11 protein-coding genes are annotated in these 14,906 nt (G+C 39.1%); 6 read left to right on the top strand and 5 right to left on the bottom strand.

The window, feature by feature from the left end; genetic code table 11:
• Positions 1-31: 31 nt before the first annotated feature.
• The 5 genes from pgaD to ppsR all read right to left on the bottom strand — a co-directional run bounded on the left by pgaD (position 32) and on the right by ppsR (position 7,229).
• A complete protein-coding gene (pgaD, locus tag MKL36_RS14590) occupies positions 32-496 on the bottom strand; it encodes a poly-beta-1,6-N-acetyl-D-glucosamine biosynthesis protein PgaD (protein WP_000786639.1) in 465 nt (154 codons plus the stop codon).
• Complete coding sequence (gene pgaC, locus MKL36_RS14585) at positions 493-1,740, bottom strand: poly-beta-1,6-N-acetyl-D-glucosamine synthase (protein ID WP_000866237.1); 1,248 nt, start codon at positions 1,738-1,740, stop codon at positions 493-495. Before pgaC ends, pgaD begins: the two co-directional genes overlap by 4 nt.
• Positions 1,740-3,569, bottom strand: a complete 1,830-nt coding sequence (pgaB, locus tag MKL36_RS14580) for a poly-beta-1,6-N-acetyl-D-glucosamine N-deacetylase PgaB (RefSeq protein WP_021510408.1) — start codon at positions 3,567-3,569, stop codon at positions 1,740-1,742. The genes pgaC and pgaB overlap by 1 nt, the downstream gene beginning before the upstream one ends.
• Positions 3,569-6,007 (bottom strand): poly-beta-1,6 N-acetyl-D-glucosamine exporter porin PgaA, encoded by a 2,439-nt coding sequence (gene pgaA, locus MKL36_RS14575; protein ID WP_021510407.1) that lies wholly within the window; start codon positions 6,005-6,007, stop codon positions 3,569-3,571. The genes pgaB and pgaA overlap by 1 nt, the downstream gene beginning before the upstream one ends.
• A 385-nt stretch (positions 6,008-6,392) precedes the next feature.
• Positions 6,393-7,229, bottom strand: a complete 837-nt coding sequence (ppsR, locus tag MKL36_RS14570; RefSeq protein WP_000004354.1) for a posphoenolpyruvate synthetase regulatory kinase/phosphorylase PpsR — start codon at positions 7,227-7,229, stop codon at positions 6,393-6,395.
• A gap of 146 nt (positions 7,230-7,375) precedes the next feature.
• On the opposite strand from ppsR, the gene ppsA reads away from it, so the two are divergent.
• From ppsA to MKL36_RS14540, 6 genes are all read left to right on the top strand, one after another.
• Positions 7,376-9,763: a phosphoenolpyruvate synthase gene (ppsA, locus tag MKL36_RS14565; protein ID WP_000853480.1), complete on the top strand. Its 2,388-nt coding sequence runs from the start codon at positions 7,376-7,378 to the stop codon at positions 9,761-9,763.
• Between the two features lie 64 nt (positions 9,764-9,827).
• Entirely contained in the window at positions 9,828-10,583 is a 756-nt protein-coding gene (locus MKL36_RS14560; protein WP_001167811.1) for an RDD family protein, read from the top strand.
• A 316-nt stretch (positions 10,584-10,899) separates the two neighbouring features.
• The gene (gene cyoA, locus MKL36_RS14555; RefSeq protein WP_001250044.1) at positions 10,900-11,952 is read left to right on the top strand and encodes a ubiquinol oxidase subunit II; all 1,053 of its coding nucleotides are present in this window, start codon (positions 10,900-10,902) and stop codon (positions 11,950-11,952) included.
• A 3-nt stretch (positions 11,953-11,955) separates the two neighbouring features.
• Positions 11,956-13,947 (top strand): cytochrome o ubiquinol oxidase subunit I, encoded by a 1,992-nt coding sequence (gene cyoB, locus MKL36_RS14550; RefSeq protein WP_000367186.1) that lies wholly within the window; start codon positions 11,956-11,958, stop codon positions 13,945-13,947.
• 4 nt (positions 13,948-13,951) lie between these two features.
• Positions 13,952-14,572: a cytochrome o ubiquinol oxidase subunit III gene (cyoC, locus tag MKL36_RS14545; protein WP_000852577.1), complete on the top strand. Its 621-nt coding sequence runs from the start codon at positions 13,952-13,954 to the stop codon at positions 14,570-14,572.
• Entirely contained in the window at positions 14,572-14,901 is a 330-nt protein-coding gene (locus MKL36_RS14540) for a cytochrome o ubiquinol oxidase subunit IV (protein WP_000094534.1), read from the top strand. The genes cyoC and MKL36_RS14540 overlap by 1 nt, the downstream gene beginning before the upstream one ends.
• The last annotated feature ends 5 nt before the right edge of the window (positions 14,902-14,906 follow it).

The raw sequence follows: 14,906 nt of genomic DNA, 5'->3' as shown, positions 1-14,906 counted from the left end.
AAGCATGGTTGATAGACCATGCTTTTTTCACTCATTTCAAATCATATCGAGTTAAATACCCCTGCTCATCATAATGTAAGATGATGCGCTGAGACTTTTGTAATTCTGATAATGATTCGGTACTGACCATAAATTGTGAGGCCAGCAACTCAACAGAGCTATTCGGAGCTTTGCTGCGACGATCATCCCCATGAAATCTAAGCCAGTTATAACTTGCCCATAAAATTAAAATTAGCGCGCTCAGACCTATTAGCAGAAGTAAGTGCAATAAAGTTTTCACTTCTGAAACATGATCGACCCACACATAGTCATAGATGAGGTGCCCTTCAAAAATCCATAAAAATAATGAAACGAGTGGAAAAAGCAGCCACATTAAACAAAACCAACCTATTGTTTGTAAGGTATAGTTTGCAGTTTTATTTTTCACATATTCAGGCTGATCAATATATTCAGGTATATCTAAAACTTCTACGTCGATATTTGCATCATTTTTCATGAGTGATCTCCACGGAAGCCTCGATCAGGGCTTACCCAACGAGCACGTTTTTTGGTGTTAAATATTGTTTTGGGTACTGCAACAACACTGGTAAATAACGTCAGTAACCAGAAAAATAATGGATACCAAATTACCCAAAAATAATTTCTAAAAAGCCGACCACGATCATAACGATGGTCTATCCATAAACTTACTAGAAATTGGACAAGACATGTTCCACCTAATATCACGCCATACCACTGCGGCATGAGTGAATTAATTTGAAATTGTTGCGGTAAATCCACAAACAATCCCACAAAAAATAGAATAAAAATCATAATCATCACATATGACCAAATAATGCTGACTAAAGCTTCGAGCATTACCGGCCACATACGGCGCAAGCGGAGTTTGAACATTTTCGGAATATATTCTAATAATACCTCTACCCCACCTTGTGCCCAGCGTAAACGCTGTTTCCAAAGGCCTTTAAAGGTTTCCGGCATATAGATATAACAAAGTGCTTGAGGAATATATTGAATGTCCCAATGGTCCATTTGGAGCTTCCAAGAGATATCAATATCTTCCGTAATTTTGTCATCAGACCAAAAGCCCACGCGAACCAAAGCAGTCTTTCTAAATGCTGCAATTACACCTGATACTGTAAAAATACGGCCATATGTTCTTTGTGCGCGCTTAATCAAGCCAATAATTGAAGAGAACTCGCCAACTTGTAATTTACCTAAAATACTTGAGCGATTTAAAATTCTAGGATTCCCAGTTACAGCACCAATTCTTGGAAAATTTAAAAAAGGCTGCATAAGCCAAAGTACTGCATGAGGATGTAATAAAGCATCTCCGTCAATACACACTAGATATTCGTATTTACTTACTAACACTCCCGATCTTAAAGCCACTGCCTTACCCTGGTTTTCTGCCAGGTGCACAACTCTTAATCGGGCATCTTGAGCTGCCAGTTCATCAAGAATTTCGGCAGTGCTGTCACTACTTCCGTCATTTACGGCAATGACTTCAAAATTCGGATATTTTGTTTGTAATGCATAACGAATCGTTTGTCGGACCTGAGCTTCTTCATTAAAGCAAGGAATAATAATACTGCACCCTTCACTTGATGGCTCAGGCAGTTGCTGCTCATGATATTCCCTTTTAAAGAAAAACCAGAGACCTCCTACCATCCATGTCCAAGCCATCAGCAACGGATATAAAAAGGCAAAAGCAAATAAGATATCGAGTAATACTTTCATTACTTTTTCCCCTCAGTCGCGAGACCTGCAAAGGGTTGATATATGACCGAACTCGAATTCAAGCTAATCGGGTTATATAAATATTCATGAACATTTTTTGAGTTTTCATTGGTATAGCCATCAATACCAAATTTCTGAATACCTATGCGCTGAATATTGAAAAGACCTTGTTTCACTTCTTGCCAGGCATTTTGCTGACTATTTTCGGGTAATGATAAAGTCAGCATAATGCGCTGTTTATATTTCGCATCAAGCGTATTTAAAATTGCTAATACGTGATTAAACTGTTTTTGCTTACCCACTATATTGAACTTAAGATTTACTAAATCATGTTGGGATAACAGCGTTTTTAAAAGCGTTGGTAAATTTTCGATATGTTCAAAATCAGGTGTAAGCATTAAACTAAACTGAGCCTGATTACTCATGTTTAAATAAGGCTTCACAGCCTTTTGAGTAAGCTGGCTCACATATGTAAGCTGTTTTAATTGGTCAGCACAGGCATTTTCTTTTATTGTTGTGCTTTGCATAGCACAATTTAAAGTAGTTCCAGCATTAAGTTGAATACCACTTAAATTACTATTGAAACGTGCGATATCCTTCGCTAAATCTGCCGCCAAAGACGGTTTATTTTTTTGAGGATATACAGGCAACTCTAAAATAACCGACTGTCCGGCACGAGTTTGTGCCTGCCATAAAGTTCGGTTCAAAATATCTTGCTGGACGCTTAGTTGAGTTGTTGGGAAATAAGCAATGTCATACTGCCCATCGCCATCTTGATCATCTAAAGGTTTCAATATCAATGTGTTATTTTTTAAGCTATAAAGCTTGGATAACAATGATCCTAGTTTCTCATCTGACTGAGTATTAGTTGAAGCAGCTAACTGTTTTAAGTCCATACTCACAAAGTGGCGAGGTTGCTTAAATAAATCTAATTCTTCAAAGTTGAGAATATTGATCATACCCTCTGTTAACTGCTCAGCTGTAGGATTATTAGTGACTAAACTACGTTTAAAAGTCGAGTCACTCACTCTATTCATTCCATCACGCCCTAAACTGAAAGAAAAAATAAAGCCGGCTTCTTGAGACAATTTTTCTAATTGCTCATTCACAGCACCATAAGGCCAAATAATTGCTTTAGGTTCAACACCCACTTCCTTCTTTAAAACGGCGTATGATTTTTTTAAGTCCTGCAAAATACGTTGTTGATATTCCACATCCGTTTCATAACGCTTTTGGGATTTTAAATACGTGTAAGAAGTCGCAGCAGGCTGTTCATTCCCTTGAGGATTAGCCAATACTCCATGATGCAAATCATCACTATGACTTGCAAACTCTGCTAAGCCCGAAGCTTGCATTTCTCGCACTTGCTTCCAATTGACTAGATTTCCTTGTCCATAAGCTTCATAGCCAGCTTGTGTATTCCCATTTAGCCAACTGGTCGGAAGTGCAAATACTGCCGGAATCTGATATTGCTTAAGTAATGGAAATACACGGCTATAACTACTTAAAGCGCCATCATCGAAAGTTAATAGAATAGAATTATGAGGTAATTCCTTACCTTGTTTACGCGCTTCTTCAATATCTTTTAAGCGAATTGGTTTCCAGTCAGATTGACTTAACCAGTCAAAGAACTGTGCTAAATTTTTCGTTTGGATTGCATAAATATCCCGATCCCCTTCTTTTAAGACATCATCTCTCACATCATGAAAGGTTAAAGAAACCGTATGATTTTTTGGTAAATCTTTTTCTATCTGGGCATATGCAAATTGCAGCGGCAACAATGTTGAGACCAAGGCACAGCCCAACATTTTCGACAATAAATTATTCATTAAAAACGCCCTTCAAATCCAAAAATACCGTAGGTATGTTGTTCATCATGTCCATCGTAAGGATGGTATTGCCAACCGATTCCATAATTGAGCTGCCATGTCCGTGATAGCTGCCATTGATGTTGATATTGCAAAGAGTAAGTAGGTTTAGCAGAGTAATCGGCCTGTTTATAAAGGCCTACACCCGCTTCAAAATGCTGCTTAAATGAACGCTCATATTCACGCCAAGTCACCCAGTCATGACTTAAGTTCAACTCAGCGCTGTAATGTGAACTTGGACTAAAATAAGCTGTTTGATCTTGGCTGTTAGTACCGTAGAAACCTCGAACAGTGCCATAAGTAATATGATGAGGTGCGTCGAATAGTCTTTCACGCCAAAATGTTGAAAATTCTTGTTGTTTGTTACCATCACTAATATCAGTTAAACCGTAACTCGCGCCAATCTGGCGAGATTCATCTTTTTGCCATGTGACAGCAGCTCGGTAAGATTGACCATCTTCCCCTGCATCAAGGGCTTGTAAAGGAATGTCAGCCTGACTGTTATATTGCAATTGATACTGCCAATGGTCATTTAGCCATTGGGACCAATCAAGACGGACTCCTGCTTGTCCACCATCCGTACTTTGCGACACAATTGCCGCCAATGCCTTACGGTTCGCCTGCCATTCTGCTCCGACCCCATAACGCTGGTCATGGACATCGCCAAAACGGTACTCACCATAACGATCTTGATGCCAAGCGAATAAACGATAATTATCCTTAATCCAAGGGCTATTAAGACGCGTTTCCATTTCACGGTCTTTTAAACCATTCTGCCCACTTACAGTATCGTGACTGTCGGCTTTACTTTGGCCCCAAGTAGTTGAGTGTGAAATTGTGGCTTTATTACGATCTTCTAATTCTTTTCGACTTTTAATGACCCCACTATCATCAGGGTAATATTGCACTAAGTTTTGTGTGGTTTTTCGCCATGTCGGAATATCACCCAAAGCTTGAGCATTTTGCATTTCATTAATGCGGGTGTCTTTAGCAATCGGATCTATACCATTTAACCGAGAAATTGTTTTTTTTGCCTCTAGCGGTTTTTCTCTCCAACGTTCTACACGCGCAAGATTATTAATCAGGCTCTCATTCGCAGGCGCCTGCTCTACTTTTTTTTGAAAATGCTTTTCAGCTTGATCCAGATGATTAGCGTAGGCTAAATGCATTCCTTGTAAAGCAATATAATCATCACGATCAGGATGACTGGTTTTATCTACACCCTTAGCCTGACTATATTTATAAGTCGGAATAAGCTGATCAACTTCAGCGAGAAGTTGTTCAGCTTCCTTATATTTTTCTTGTTCAATATAAGAATAATACAGTCCCGTATAAACGGTCATATCCGGATAATTCTTTTCACTTAAAAGCGTTTTATAAGCAAACTCGGCCTGTTTCGGTTTTTGCTCCGCCAAATAACTATCCGCAATTGCATGACGTACATATGCCGGTAATTTTTCGAGTGGAATATTCAACTGGGTGAAACTCTCTATAACTGCTTTTGAACGCCCTCTAAAATCTAATCCATATAAATAATCGTAATAAAACCGTAAGTAATTAGGATCGGAAGGATTCATTTGCTGATGCATTTTTTGTCCTTGCTCCAGCACTTTATCTAATTCAGCAAAGCTTTCAGCATCGGATAGACCTTCGCGATTTAAATATTTATATCGAGCAATTGCATTGTTGATATGTTGAGAAAACTCACTAACTTGTAAAGTCTTTAACATTTGCACTGTTTGTTCAGTTTTTTCGCTCGCTTGCAGTAATTGCTGCGCCTTTTTATATGAGCCAATAGCAATTAGATCGTAAACATATTCTTGTAAAACGGATGAGGATTTTGGTTGTTGTTGATAAGCATGCTCAACTGTAGCTAAAGCATCTACTGGTAAATTTATTAAACGATAAGCATATGCAACCCGTACCAACTGATCAGCAGTTAAACCTTTAATATCGATCTTCGACAACTGATCTTTAGCATTCGCCACATCTTGAGCTTCAGCATACAAAACCGATAATAAAATACGCCCATCAACTGACTTTTGAATATTGAACTTTTTTGACCAGTCAATTGCAGTTTTAAAATGCTTAAAATCACGGAAATTTTGAATTAAAGGTAACTTTGCATATTCTGGAAAGTCTGCATAATTAATATTTACCAAAAACCGTGAAAAATTTGTAAGATCCCTTTTTTCACTTGACATAATAAACAGATAATCAGCAAGCAGCTTTTGATCATGCGGGTATTTATTTAGCAATTGATCTAGTTGAGATACAGCTTGTTGAGTTTGTCCTGCTCTATAATTTTGAATAGCTTGCTCACGCAATACATCAACCTGAGCAGCGTATAAATGAATTGGCAAGAGATAGACCAATGAAAAAACACATTTCTTTAGCATTTTGAGAATCGAATAGTCCCATATCGAGATGGGAAAGTATAGTTAAAAATGTGACATACATCACAATAATCAAATAACTAGCAACTTTAATCACAAATAATAAATATGGAGAAAAAAAGTATTTGTTTTTTTAAAAGCCACCTAAAAACAAACATTTACAAAAATATAGATTATTCTTTTATATACATTTCTTTTCAAAATTATTCTTTTTGAATATATTTAATTTGCACAAAACACACCTAACATTAACCAATCAAAAACATTTTTATATAAATGGTTTTATATTTAAAACTTTTATTTTTAATTTGTTTTATATTTAAAACCATTCAATTTAATAATATTAATAAATTTTAAATTGAATGGTTAAAATAAATAATTGACTTAATTAACCAATACGACGTTTTAAACCTGTCATTTGTAAAATACGAGTAGAAATTTCTTCAATCGACATTTCGGTAACATTTAAGTATTTAATTCCCTCAGAAATATAAATACCTTCAATAGCTCGCAACTCCATCTGACACTGGCTAAAACTTGCATATCGGCTATTCGCTTTACGTTCACTTCGAATGGCAACCAAGCGCTCTGCATCAATCATCAAACCAAATAATTTACTGCGGTGCTCTCTTAAAACTGCCGGTAAACGATTATCATCTAAATCTTCTTCGGTTAAAGGATAGTTAGCAACACGGATACCAAATTGCAAAGATAGATAAATAGAAGTCGGTGTTTTACCGGAACGAGACACCCCAATTAAAATTAAATCAGCTTTGTCATAATGGCGGGTACGTGCTCCATCATCATTATCAAGCGCAAAATGAACAGCATCAATCCGGGCTTTGTAATACTCCGAATCGGTCACGGCATGAGTCTGTCCTACTAAAGTTGTAGGCGGGGTTCCAAGCTCCTGTTCCAGCTTACTAATTAACCCTTCAAACACATCCAGATTAACCGCTTTAGCCGTATTAATAATTTCTCGCACATGCGGATCGACCAAAGTATCAAATACTAATGGCAGGCAACCATCTCTGGTCTGACACTTGTTAATCTCGACCACCACTGCCATTGCGGCCTCTTCAGTGGTAATATAAGGCATGATGTGAATATCAAAATCTACGTTAGGAAATTGGGCTAATAACGAATGTCCAAGGGTCTCGGCAGTAATCGCAGTTCCATCAGAAATAAAAAAAACACTCCGCTTAAATTGTTTACTTTCTGACATTAAAATTCTCCTTAAACATTTGTCTTAGTGCTATATAATCTTTATAGTAAACTGATCTTACATGACTGTCGCTTAGTAAAATTCTCAACTAAGCACTTTATTTTTTAATTTCATGCCAAGATAGACATTAATACTGCAAAAGTGGAGTGAAAACTTTGGAAGCGCGCGTAATCGGTCTAGAAAAATTAGGGAAACACGATGTCGAACTCGTAGGTGGGAAAAACTCATCTTTGGGTGAAATGATCAGCCATTTATCAAATGCTGGTGTATCGGTACCTGGTGGTTTTGCAACAACTGCTGATGCCTATCGTGAGTTCTTAGACCAAAGCGGTCTTAACGCTCGAATTCAAGCAGAACTTGCAGAGCTTAACGTTGACGATGTAAATGCCTTAGCAGAAACTGGCGCTAAAATTCGTCAATGGATTGTAGAGACTCCACTTACACCTGGCTTAGAACAAGAAATTCGTGAAGCATTTGCTGCACTTTCAAATGGTAACCCAGATATTGCTGTTGCTGTTCGTTCGTCTGCTACTGCAGAAGACTTACCGGATGCATCGTTCGCCGGTCAGCAAGAAACTTTCTTGAATATTCGCGGTATTGATAACGTATTAATTGCTGTAAAAGAAGTATTTGCATCATTATTTAATGACCGTGCTATTGCATATCGCGTTCACCAAGGTTTTGAACACAGTCTAGTTGCGCTTTCTGCTGGTGTTCAACGTATGGTTCGCTCTGAAACTGGCGCTGCAGGCGTAATGTTTACCCTTGATACTGAGTCTGGCTTCCGTGATGTTGTATTTATTACTGCATCTTACGGTTTAGGTGAAATGGTTGTACAAGGTGCCGTTAACCCGGATGAATTCTATCTTTCTAAACCATTATTAAATGCAGGTAAACACGCGGTATTACGCCGTAACCTTGGTTCTAAGCACCAGAAAATGATTTATGGTGAAGAAGGTTCAGCGGGTAAATCTGTTGTAGTTGTAGACGTTGAAAAACAAGAACGTCAACAATTCGCGTTAAATGACCACGAGTTACAAGAGTTAGCGAAACAAGCGCTTATTATCGAAAAGCACTATGGTGCTCCAATGGATATCGAGTGGGCAAAAGATGGTGACGATGGTCAAATCTATATTGTTCAAGCTCGTCCTGAAACTGTAAAGAGCCGTCAAAATGTCGGCACAATGGAACGCTACCTACTCAAGCAAAAAGGTACTGTACTTTGTGAAGGCCGTTCAATCGGTCAACGTATTGGTTCTGGTAAAGTCCGTATTGTTAACTCAATTAAAGAAATGGACAAAGTACAAGACGGTGACGTACTTGTATCAGACATGACTGACCCAGATTGGGAACCAGTAATGAAACGTGCTGCTGCCATCATTACTAACCGTGGTGGCCGTACTTGTCACGCTGCAATTATTGCCCGTGAACTTGGCGTACCAGCAATCGTAGGTTGTGGTAACGCAACTGAAGTATTGACTGATGGTCAAGAAGTTACTGTTTCTTGTGCTGAAGGCGACACTGGTTTCATCTACGAAGGCGCGTTAGATTTTGAAGTTCAACGTAACTCTATCGAATCTATGCCTAAACTTTCATTCAAAATCATGATGAACGTAGGTAACCCTGACCGTGCCTTTGACTTTGCTCAAATTCCAAACGAAGGTATTGGACTTGCTCGTCTAGAGTTCATTATTAACCGTATGATCGGTGTTCACCCTAAAGCTCTTCTGAACATTGAAAGTTTGCCTCGCGAAACTCGTGCAGCGGTAATGACCCGTACAGCTGGTTATGCATCACCTGTAGAATTCTATGTTGAAAAACTAGTTGAAGGTATTGCTACACTTGCAGCAGCATTTGCTGATAAACCAGTTATTGTTCGTATGTCTGACTTTAAGTCAAATGAATATGCGAATCTTATTGGCGGTAAGTTATACGAGCCAGAAGAAGAAAACCCAATGCTTGGCTTCCGTGGCGCAAGCCGTTATGTTTCGGACAATTTCCGTGACTGTTTCGAACTTGAATGTCGCGCACTTAAAAAAGTTCGTGATGAAATGGGTTTAACTAACATCCAAATCATGATCCCATTCGTACGTACAGTGTCTGAAGCGAAACGCGTTATTGAGTTATTAGCTCAAAATGGCTTGAAGCGTGGTGAGAATGGCTTAAAAGTCATCATGATGTGTGAATTACCAACTAATGCATTGTTAGCTGAACAATTCCTTGAACACTTCGATGGCTTCTCTATCGGTTCTAACGACTTAACTCAGTTAACACTTGGTCTTGACCGTGACTCTGGTATTGTTTCTCACTTGTTCGATGAGCGTGATGCTGCTGTAAAAGCTCTCCTTTCAATGGCAATTCATGCTTGTCGTAAAGCTGGTAAATATGTCGGTATCTGTGGTCAAGGACCATCAGACCACCCTGACCTTGCAAAATGGTTAATGGAGCAAGGCATCGAATCAGTATCTCTTAACCCTGACTCGGTTTTAGACACATGGTTCTTCCTTGCTGAAGAAAAAATCAAGCAAATCTAATTTGTTATAAAAAAAGACCCATCCGTGGGTCTTTTTTCATCTTTAGAATAGAGAATTTTTACTTATGCAAATTTACTTGGCACGTAATAATCAACAAGCTGGGCCTTATACCTTAGAACAACTAAATCAAATGTTGGCAAGTCAACAAGTTTTGCTTACTGATTTAGCTTGGCATGAAGGCATGACAGAATGGAAAGCTTTAGGAGAATTAACCCAAGGTAAACTTGTATATCAACCTACTGGTTATTCTGCTTTTTCAGCAAATACAAATACGCCTTATAATGAGACCATTCAGCACATTCGTGTAGAAACTAAAACACACGAGCTTGCTTCAATTTCGTCTCGTGCTCTTGCAAAAATTATTGACTTATTACTTTGGCTACCTATTGCAGCTATTCCGTCTTTTTTCTTTAATGAAGCTCAATATAAACAACTTTTTGAGTTACAAAAACAGATGCAATCTGCAGAAGTTGCATCAACTAAAGCAGCTGAACTTCAACAGCAGCTTTTTACCCTTATTCCTATAGAAGCTTGGCACACAATGCTACTTTATGTCGTGATAATGCTCGCTATTCAAGCATTTTTATTGACCAAGTTTGGGCAAAGTATTGGTAAAAAAATTGTCGGAATTAGAATTGTCGATGCCGAAACCAATGGTAAAGTTAATTTAACGCGTATCTTCCTTCTAAGAAGTGTCGTTTTCATTATATTAAACTTACTATTTATGCCTATTAGTACAATTATTGACTATGCTTTTGCATTAGGACAAAAGCGACAAGCTCTACATGACAAAATTGCAAGAACAAAAGTGATCAAATGATAGTAAATGACTCATTCATTTAATGTCTAAAAAAAAGGAGGCACCTCGCCTCCTTTTTTTCCATAGAGAGTTGATATTTAAATAAAAGCTCTGTTGAAATTAGATACCCTACAAAAAAAATCGGGTTTTAAAACAATTATTTCAGACGACTTTATGTGTAGCTTAGTTTGTCGATATGAGGCATAATGCCCTACAACGTAGCGGTGTCACATCATTGAGAAGTCTAATTTTTAAGACTAGCGTTCTCAATCATGCGACACTTTAATCGCTATCCCATATTTAATTAGGGAATGGGACTCTTCACCGAGGTTGTAAAATGAGACAAACGATTTTAGCTGTATTGTCTTTATCAACGCTTGCCGCACTTTTGACTGGGTGTGGTGGTGATATGGTACTTCTAAACTCTAAAGGTCCAGTTGGTCAAGGTCAAAGTGACCTTATGATGACTGCGATCTATTTAATGTTACTTGTGGTGATTCCTTCAATCATCATGGCATTATGGTTTGGTTGGAAATATCGTGCGTCAAATAAAGATGCAGACTATAAACCTACATGGGCACACTCAACTGCAATTGAAGTTGTAGTATGGGGTATTCCTGTCATTATTATTGGTATTTTAGCTTGGTTAACTTGGTGGGGTTCCCACAAGTATGACCCATACCGTCCTTTAGAATCAGATAAAGCACCTTTAACTATTCAGGTTATTGCTGAACAGTTCAAGTGGATTTTTATTTATCCTGAACAAAACATTGCGACTGTTAACGAAGTACGTTTCCCAGAGAAAACTCCGTTAAGTTTCAAAATCACTTCTAACTTCACGATGAACTCATTCTTCATTCCACAGTTAGGCGGTCAGATTTATGCAATGGCAGGTATGCAAACTCACCTTCATTTGTTAGCAAATGAAACTGGTGTATATCGTGGTTTCTCTTCTAACTACTCAGGCTATGGTTTCTCTCAAATGCGTTTCAAAGCGCATAGCGTTACAGAGCAACAATTCAACGAATGGGTAGCGGCTGTTAAAGCAGGTAATGGTACAACCATTAACCCAGAAGCAGTTCAAAAAACTACGCTTGACCAAGCTGAATTGGCAACCTTACGTGATGGCGATCGTTCTAAGCACCAAATCGAGCATTTAGTAAATCGTGCTAAAGCTGCTGGTGACCAAGAAGCGCTTGCTAAAGCAGAAGCGATGAAACCGTTCCCGACTAAGCCACACCCTGTGACTTATTACTCTTCAGTTGAACCAAAATTGTTTGAAACAATTATCAACCACTATATGAGTAACTATCATGGTGCTGACCACTCTGCTGCACATACAACAGCAGAAACTCATGTTGCAGCTGAACACGCTGCTCAAGGGGAATAAGACATGGATATGATTTTTGGTAAATTGGGTTGGGACTCTATCCCGACAGAGCCAATCGTACTTGTCACCATGGTCTTTATGGCACTTGGTGCAATTGCTGTGCTTGGCGGTATCACCTATTTCAAAAAATGGGGATATTTGTGGAAAGAATGGTTTACAACTGTAGACCATAAAAAGATTGGTATCATGTATATCATCGTATCTGTCGTCATGCTTTTGCGTGGTTTCGCCGATGCGATTATGATGCGTTTACAACTTTTCCTCGCTAAAGGCGGTGGTGAAGGTTATTTACATCCTGACCATTACGACCAGATCTTCACCGCACACGGTGTAATCATGATCTTCTTCGTAGCAATGGGCCTAGTTGTAGGTATGATGAACATCTCTGTACCTTTACAGATCGGTGCTCGTGACGTTGCTTTCCCATTATTAAACTCTTTAAGCTTCTGGTTATTCGCTGGTGCTGCTGGTTTAATGATGCTTTCACTTGTATTAGGTGAATTTGCTGCGACTGGTTGGATGGCTTACCCTCCTCTGTCTGGTATTCAATATTCTCCTGGTGTAGGTGTTGACTACTATATCTGGGCACTTCAGGTTTCTGGTCTAGGTACGCTTTTATCTGGTGTTAACTTCTTCGTTACCATCATCAAAATGCGTGCGCCTGGCATGAAATTGATGGATATGCCTATTTTCACGTGGACTTCACTTTGTACGGCTGTATTAATCATTGCATCTTTCCCTGTATTAACAGGTACTCTTGCGATGCTTACATTAGACCGTTACTTCGGTTTCCATTTCTTCACAAATGAGCTTGGCGGTAGCCCAATGCTTTATGTGAACTTGATCTGGACATGGGGTCACCCTGAAGTATATATCTTGGTATTACCAGCATTTGGTTTATACTCAGAAATCGTTGCAACCTTCTCTCGTAAAGCGTTGTTCGGTTACAAGTCTATGGTATATGCAACAATTGCAATTACTGTATTAGCATTTGTTGTATGGCTTCACCACTTCTTCACCATGGGTGCTGGTGCGAACGTTAACGCGTTCTTCGGTATCATGACCATGGTTATTGCGATTCCTACTGGTGTGAAAATCTTCTCTTGGTTATTCACCATGTATAAAGGTCGCATCACCTTTACTACTCCAATGTTATGGACGCTTGGCTTCCTTGTAACATTCGGTATCGGTGGTTTAACTGGTGTACTTATGGCTGTTCCACCTGCGGACTTCCTTGTACACAACTCATTATTCTTGATCGCTCACTTCCATAACGTAATTATCGGTGGTGTGGTGTTTGGTATGTTTGCCGGCATCATTTACTACTGGCCAAAAATGTTTGGTTGGAAGCTCAATGAAGCATGGGGTAAAGCTGCATTCTGGTTCTGGTTCTTCGGTTTCTATTTTGCATTCATGCCACTTTATATCCTTGGTTTCATGGGTATGACTCGTCGTTTGAATACATATGACAACCCTGAATGGGACCCATACCTTGCGATTGCATTATTCGGTGCTGTTCTTGTTGCGATTGGTATTGCATGTTTCTTAATGCAAATCATCGTTGGTTTCTTACAACGTCACCAAAACATGGACTACACAGGCGATCCATGGGATGCTCGTACACTTGAATGGGCTACTTCTTCCCCTGCTCCATTCTATAACTTTGCTCATGAACCAGATGCAAGCGGTATTGACCGTTTCTGGACTGACAAAGAGAACGGTGTAGCATACGCACGTAATACTAAATATGAAGACATCCACATGCCGACTGATCGTGCTGCTGGTTTTGTCATTGCAATGTTCATTACTCTTCTTGGCTTTGCACTCATCTGGCATATTTGGTGGCTCGTTGTTGTTTCATTCGTTGCAGCTGTTGTTAGCTTGATCGTAAGCTCATTCACTAAGAATGTTGATTACTATGTTCCAGCTGCAGAAGTTGAGCGTATTGAAAACGAACGCTATGCTTTACTTGAAAAACACTTGAAGAAGGACTAAGGAAATGGCTGAAGTACTTCATCACGACAACCACGGCCATGATGGTCATCATGAACATGATGATACTGACTTAACGGTCTTTGGTTTCTGGACATACTTGATGAGTGACTTGATTCTTTTCGGATCACTCTTCATTGCGTTCGCTGTATTAAGCAGTCATGTTCCACCAGGAACTCCAAGTGCATATGACCTGTTCCATGAATCATTAGGCTACGTGTTAACTGAAACATTTGCCTTATTGATTTCATCGGTGACTTTCGGTTTTGCGGTACTTGCATCTTATAAAAAGAATGTAAATCAAGTGATCACTTGGTTATTTATTACATTCCTTTTTGGTGCAACCTTCATCGGGATGGAACTCTATGAATTCCATCACCTTGTAGAAGAAGGTCATGGTCCAACACACAGTGCTTTCTTATCATCGTTCTTTACTTTGGTAGGTACGCACGGTATCCACGTAACTTCTGGTTTAGTGTGGATGTTGGTACTGATGTATCAAATCAAAACTAAAGGTTTGACTTTACCGAATACACGTCGTCTTGCTTGCTTAAGCTTGTTCTGGCACTTCCTTGACATCGTTTGGATCTGTGTATTCAGCGTCGTTTATTTACTGGGAGTTCTCTAATGAGTAGTCATGAGCATAATGCTGCTGGTGCGTCACACGGTAACTTTAAGCAATACACTGTTGGCTTTATTCTTTCTGTCATCCTTACCATCATCCCATTCGGGATGGTGATGGCGGGTGGTTTCAGCCGCGGTCTTTTGGTTACAGTGATTGCAATCACTGCCGTTGCTCAGGTTCTTGTACAACTTGTGTACTTCTTACACATGAATACATCATCTGAACAACGTTGGAATATGATTGCATTTATCTACACAATCCTATGTATCGCTGTACTTTTAATCGGTTCTGTGTGGATTATGAATTACCTTCACTACAATATGATGATCTAAACTGA

The sequence above is a fragment of the Acinetobacter sp. AOR12_HL genome (assembly GCF_027855275.1).
Classification (GTDB): domain Bacteria; phylum Pseudomonadota; class Gammaproteobacteria; order Pseudomonadales; family Moraxellaceae; genus Acinetobacter; species Acinetobacter baumannii.
Note: the sequence above shows the minus strand (reverse complement) of the source record. Positions and strands in the feature narration are given on the sequence as shown.

Excerpts from the sequence above, each read along its gene's own strand:
- cyoB (WP_000367186.1), top strand. The coding sequence starts at position 11,956 with ATGGATATGATTTTTGGTAAATTGGGTTGGGACTCTATCCCGACAGAG.
- pgaB (WP_021510408.1), bottom strand. The coding sequence starts at position 3,569 with ATGAATAATTTATTGTCGAAAATGTTGGGCTGTGCCTTGGTCTCAACA.
- MKL36_RS14540 (WP_000094534.1), top strand. The coding sequence starts at position 14,572 with ATGAGTAGTCATGAGCATAATGCTGCTGGTGCGTCACACGGTAACTTT.
- pgaA (WP_021510407.1), bottom strand. The coding sequence starts at position 6,007 with ATGCTAAAGAAATGTGTTTTTTCATTGGTCTATCTCTTGCCAATTCAT.
- MKL36_RS14560 (WP_001167811.1), top strand. The coding sequence starts at position 9,828 with ATGCAAATTTACTTGGCACGTAATAATCAACAAGCTGGGCCTTATACC.
- pgaC (WP_000866237.1), bottom strand. The coding sequence starts at position 1,740 with ATGAAAGTATTACTCGATATCTTATTTGCTTTTGCCTTTTTATATCCG.
- cyoA (WP_001250044.1), top strand. The coding sequence starts at position 10,900 with ATGAGACAAACGATTTTAGCTGTATTGTCTTTATCAACGCTTGCCGCA.
- cyoC (WP_000852577.1), top strand. The coding sequence starts at position 13,952 with ATGGCTGAAGTACTTCATCACGACAACCACGGCCATGATGGTCATCAT.
- pgaD (WP_000786639.1), bottom strand. The coding sequence starts at position 496 with ATGAAAAATGATGCAAATATCGACGTAGAAGTTTTAGATATACCTGAA.
- ppsR (WP_000004354.1), bottom strand. The coding sequence starts at position 7,229 with ATGTCAGAAAGTAAACAATTTAAGCGGAGTGTTTTTTTTATTTCTGAT.